This is a genomic window from Bordetella petrii, from assembly GCF_020991325.1.
GTDB lineage: Bacteria > Pseudomonadota > Gammaproteobacteria > Burkholderiales > Burkholderiaceae_B > Bordetella_A > Bordetella_A petrii_E.
The window spans coordinates 1-4,762 of the sequence record NZ_JAJMLX010000320.1 but is presented as its reverse complement, the minus strand read 5'-3'; the positions used below and the strand labels follow the sequence as shown (position 1 = coordinate 4,762).

At 67.6% G+C, this 4,762-nt stretch carries 5 protein-coding genes; all 5 read right to left on the bottom strand.

Annotation, left to right across the window (positions count from 1 at the left end):
- Positions 1–86: 86 nt before the first annotated feature.
- Entirely contained in the window at positions 87–1,313 is a 1,227-nt protein-coding gene (locus LPZ50_RS21860) for an acyl-CoA dehydrogenase family protein (protein ID WP_230664907.1), read from the bottom strand.
- Between the two features lie 48 nt (positions 1,314–1,361).
- Positions 1,362–2,123 (bottom strand): SDR family NAD(P)-dependent oxidoreductase, encoded by a 762-nt coding sequence (locus tag LPZ50_RS21855; RefSeq protein WP_230664906.1) that lies wholly within the window; start codon positions 2,121–2,123, stop codon positions 1,362–1,364.
- Between the two features lie 12 nt (positions 2,124–2,135).
- Complete coding sequence (locus LPZ50_RS21850; protein ID WP_230664904.1) at positions 2,136–2,492, bottom strand: hypothetical protein; 357 nt, start codon at positions 2,490–2,492, stop codon at positions 2,136–2,138.
- A 27-nt stretch (positions 2,493–2,519) separates the two neighbouring features.
- On the bottom strand, positions 2,520–3,878 hold the full coding sequence (locus LPZ50_RS21845) for an acyclic terpene utilization AtuA family protein (RefSeq protein ID WP_230664902.1): 1,359 nt from the start codon (positions 3,876–3,878) through the stop codon (positions 2,520–2,522).
- A gap of 34 nt (positions 3,879–3,912) precedes the next feature.
- On the bottom strand, positions 3,913–4,762 hold an 850-nt coding region (locus LPZ50_RS21840), incomplete at its 5' end, for a Bug family tripartite tricarboxylate transporter substrate binding protein (protein ID WP_230664900.1).

Below are 4,762 nucleotides of genomic sequence, written 5' to 3'. Positions count from 1 at the left end.
GGCCGCGTCGGCCAGCCCGTGCGCCGCCAGGTACGCGGCCAGCGCGGCCAGCCATTCCGGCTGGGCGGCATGGGGGGCGGGTGAACTCATACCAGGGCCTTGCGCGGCGCGTCGGCGGCGTCCCAGCGCCAATAGGCGTCGCCGTCGTCCATCAGGTAGCGGGCCAGCACCATCTTGTGCACTTCGGACGCGCCATCCACCAGCCGCGCCTGGCGGGCATAGCGGTAGATCCATTCCAGCGGGGTGTCCTTGGAATAGCCGCGCGCGCCATTCAGTTGCAGTGCCGTGTCCACCACCTTCTGCAGGGTTTCGGATACGACGATCTTGGCCATGGAAATCTCCTTGCGCGCGAAATCGCCCTGGTCCAGGCGCGCGGCGGCGCGCATGGTGAGCAGGCGGCCGATCTCGATCTGCATGGCCGCGTCGCCCAGCAGCCATTGCACGCCCTCGCGCTCGGCCAGCTTCTGGCCGAAACTGCTGCGTTCGCGCACGTAGTCCACCGCCACCGCCATCGAACGGCGCGCCAGGCCCAGCCAGCGCATGCAGTGCGTCAGGCGCGCGGGGCCCAGGCGGATCTGCGTCAGCTTCAGCCCGTCGCCCACTTCCATCAGGCGGTTTTCGTCGGGGATTTCCAGGCCATCGAACACCAGTTCGCAGTGCCCGCCGTGTTCTTCGGGGCCCATGATGGGAATGCGGCGCTCGATACGCCAGCCGGGCTGGCTGGCATCGAACAGGAAGGCGCTGAGCCCCTTGCGCGCATCGTCGGAGGTACGGGCGATCAGGATGAAATGCTGCGCCACGCCCGCTCCGGTGATAAACCACTTGCGGCCCTGGATGATCCACTTGTCGCCCTGGCGGGTGGCGGTGGTGCGCATCATGGACGGGTCGGACCCGCTGCCCGGGTGCGGTTCTGTCATGACGAACGACGAACGCACCTTGCCGTCGATGATGGGCTGCAGCCAGCGTTCTTTCTGGTCGGGCCGCGCTACTTGCGCCAGCACACGCATGTTGCCGTCATCGGGCGCGGCCGCGTTGAACGATACCGGTCCGAAAATAGACCGGTTCATTTCTTCATAGCAGGCGGCCAGCCCCACCATGGGCAGGCCCTGGCCGCCCAGGCTACGCGGCATCTGCAAGGCCCACAGGCCAGCCTGGCGCACCTTGGCGCGCGTGCGTTCCAGCGTGGCATCGGCGATGTTCTCGTGGGCATCGTAGTTGGCCGGGTCGCTTTCCAGCGGAATCAGTTCCTGGTCGACAAACTGGCTGACGCGGTTGCGGTAGTCGTCCAGGTCGGGCGGCAAAGAGAAATCCATTCGGTGTCTCCAAACAGGGTGCCGCTGGCGCGGCGGTATGTCACAGATTCAAAGAGAACTCACCAGGTGCCCGCCGTCGACATCGATCACCGAACCCGTCATGAACGCGGACGCATCCGACGCCAGCAGCAGCAAGGGCCCATCCAGGTCGCCGGGCTGGCCCAGGCGCCGCTGCGGCACGCGCTTGATCAGCGCTTCGCCCGCCGGCGAGGCGAAGAATTCGCGATTCAGGTCGGTGGCGATATAGCCGGGCGCCAGCGCGTTGACGCGGATGTCGTAGCGTGCCCATTCCAGCGCCAGGGCACGCGTCAGGTGCAGCAGGCCGGCCTTGGCGGCCGCATAGGGGGCCACGTGCGAGGCCACGCGCTGTCCCAGTATGGATGCAATGTTGACGATGGCGCCCGGCCTATCGTGCGCGCGGAAATGCCGGGCGCTGGCCTGGGCCACGCGCCAGGCGCCATTCAGGTTGGTGTCGATCAGGCCGGACCAGGCCTGTTCCGAAATATCCAGCGCGGACTCGCTGAGCGCGACCCCGGCATTGTTGATGACTACGTCAAGGGGACCGAACTGTTGCGCGGCGGCGTCCATGGCCGCCTGCACGCTGTCGGGCTGGGTGACGTCGAGCCGGACGGCGCAGGCCTGGCCGCCCTGCTGGTTGATGGCCGCGGCAACTTCCTGGCCCAGTTCGGCGCGGCGCCCGCACAGCACGACACGCATGCCGGCCCGCGACAGCACATCGGCGAAATGCCGGCCCAGCCCGCTGTAGGCGCCGGTGATCAGTGCTGTTTTCGACTTCAGGTCTTCGAACATCCGCTACCCTCTTTAGTTTGCCTGGGGCCCACGCAGAAGGGGTGCCCATGCATCCGGCACCTCGAGCTCCAAACGTAACACAGCGCTGGCCAGGGCCTTGCCATAGTTGTCGATGGCCAGGCTGCGCGACACGCCGCCGCCCAGCGCGCCTTCCAGCACGAAATTCAGCACGCCCAGGCCGTCGACGTCATAGCGCGTGATGGGGCCGCGTACCGCGGTGTCGTTATAGATGGATCGCAGCGCCTGTACCGTGACAGCCTGCTTGATCAGCGGATAGAACTGCGGTTCGTAGGCAATGACGGTGATGTTCGAAGTATTGCCCTTGTCGCCCGAGCGCGTGTGGGCGATGCGTCGCAAGGTGGTTCGCATGGCGGTTCCTTTCAGTATGAACAGGCTCTAGACAAATTCGACTTGGCAATCCACCGACGCGCGCGGCACCAGGGTGGACCACAGCCCGATCACTTCGCGCACGCGGTCTTGGTGGGGCACGCGCTTGCCGGTAGAGGCCAGCCCGCAGACCGCCATGCCGTCGACTTCGCGGCCGATTTTCTCGGCCTGCGCGCGCGTGGTGCAGCGCGCCGCGATGCGCACCGCGATTTCCACCGGCTCGCAGGCCGGGGCCGCCGAGGCGGCCCCGTGCACGGCGTTGGCGCCGATGAAATCGATGCGCAGGTCGTGCGCCTGAAGATCCACCATGCGCAGCCGCTCGCGCAGGATCCGCTCGGCCAGCCTGGCTTTTTCCAGGCATCCCGGACCGGCGAAGAAGAACATGTCTTCGCCGATATAGCCATCGGTGCAGCCCATCGACACTTTCAACGTGTCGGTGCGCGCATGGCCGGATATGCCTTCCACCTGGACGCGATCACGGCCGGCCTGTTCCAGGCGCGCGGTGGTGAAGTCCACCACCACGTCCGGCGTGATGTAGCGCGCCGGATCGTGCACCTCGTAGAACATCTGCTCTTTCACGGTGCGTAGGTCGATGCAGCCGCCCGTGCCATCGACCTTGCCGAGTTCGGCGGTGCCGTCCGCCGCCACGTCGGCATACGGAAAGGCCAGGTTCCAGGGCTCGGGCACGTCTTTGTAGCCGGGGTCGCTGAAGTATCCGCCGGTGACCTGGGCGCCGCATTCCAGTAAGTGGCCGATGCCGCTGCCCTGGCCCAGCCGCGCCCAGTCGTCGGCGCGCCAGCCGAAGTGGTGCATCATGGGCGCCAGGAACAAGGACGGGTCGGCTACCCGTCCGGTAATGACGATGTCGGCACCGTCATCCAGGGCACGCACAATGGCTTCGGCGCCGGCATAGGGCTCGGCCGAAATCAGGGTGTCGCGCAGCGTGGCGACCGGCGCGCCGCTTTCCATCACATGGAGTCCGGTGCCTACGATGGTGCCGCTAAGGTCCGTGGCCGTGACCGCCGCCACCTTGGCCCCCTTCCAGCCCAGTTCGGCGCACAGCTCGGCCACCCGGCGCGCCGCACCCACCGGGTTGATCCAGCCCTGGTTGGATACGATGCGCGTGCCGTTTTTCATGCAATGCGGCAGTACCGCGCGCATGCGGTCGTCCAGCCAGGTGTCGTAGCCGGGAAAGCCCGGATCGCGGCGCTTGCGCACCTGCGCGGCGGATACGGTGGCTTCCGCCATGGTCTCGAAGCACAGAAAATCCAGTGCGCCGCGCTCGGCGTTCCAGCGGGCCGGGTCGATGCGATCGCCCCACCAGCCCGCGCCGGAACCCACGCGCAACTTGCCTGCCTTGTCGTTCATCAGTTTCTCCTTGCGTATCGCGACCAGGCCGCGCCTAGCGCGGCTTCAGCCCCGCGTCCTGGATGACCTGCCGCCATTTTTCGGTGTCGGCGCGGATGATGTCGGCGTATTGCGCCGGAGTGCCGCCCACCGGTATCGCGCCCAGGCGCTCTACCTGTTGGCGCACGCCGGTGTCGGCCAGCGCATCCGCCACGGCGCTCTGCACGCGCTGGATGACGGCGCCGGGCGTGCCGGCAGGAGCCAGCAGGCCGAACCAGGCGTTCACCTCATAGCCCGGCAGGCCGGCTTCCGCCACCGTGGGCACGTCAGGCAGCAGGGGCACGCGCTGCGCCGTGGTCACGGCCAGCGGCCGCACCGCGCCGGCCTGGATCTGGCCCATGGCCGAGGGCAGGTTGTCGTACATCAGCTGCACCTGGCCGCCCAGCAGGTCGGTCATGGCGGGCGATGATCCTTTGTAGGGAACGTGCCGGATGTCTACCTTGGCCATGCGGTTGAACAGTTCTCCCGACAGGTGCGGCGAGCCGCCCAGGCTGGTGGACGCGAAGTTCAGGGCTCCCGGCCGGGCGCGCGCCTGCTCGATCAGTTGCGACACGCTGTCGATGCCCAGCTTGGGGTTCACCAGCAGCACGTTCGGCGTGTTGGCCAGCAGTGTCACGGGCGCGAAATCGCGCGCCGTGTCGTACGGAACCTGGGCATAGATGAACTGGTTGGTAACCTGGGTGCCCAGGGTGCCCATCAGCAAGGTGTAGCCATCGGGCTTGGCGCGCGCCACCGCCGCTGCCCCGATGCCGCCGCCGGCGCCCGGGCGGTTTTCCACCACCACGCTCTGGCCCAGCCGCTTGCCGGCCTCGGTGGCCACCAGGCGGGCAAGCAGGTCGGTGGTG

Bases quoted from the DNA above. Each gene is read 5' to 3' on its own strand.
- LPZ50_RS21860 (WP_230664907.1), bottom strand. From the start codon at position 1,313: ATGGATTTCTCTTTGCCGCCCGACCTGGACGACTACCGCAACCGCGTC.
- LPZ50_RS21855 (WP_230664906.1), bottom strand. From the start codon at position 2,123: ATGTTCGAAGACCTGAAGTCGAAAACAGCACTGATCACCGGCGCCTAC.
- LPZ50_RS21850 (WP_230664904.1), bottom strand. From the start codon at position 2,492: ATGCGAACCACCTTGCGACGCATCGCCCACACGCGCTCGGGCGACAAG.
- LPZ50_RS21845 (WP_230664902.1), bottom strand. From the start codon at position 3,878: ATGAACGACAAGGCAGGCAAGTTGCGCGTGGGTTCCGGCGCGGGCTGG.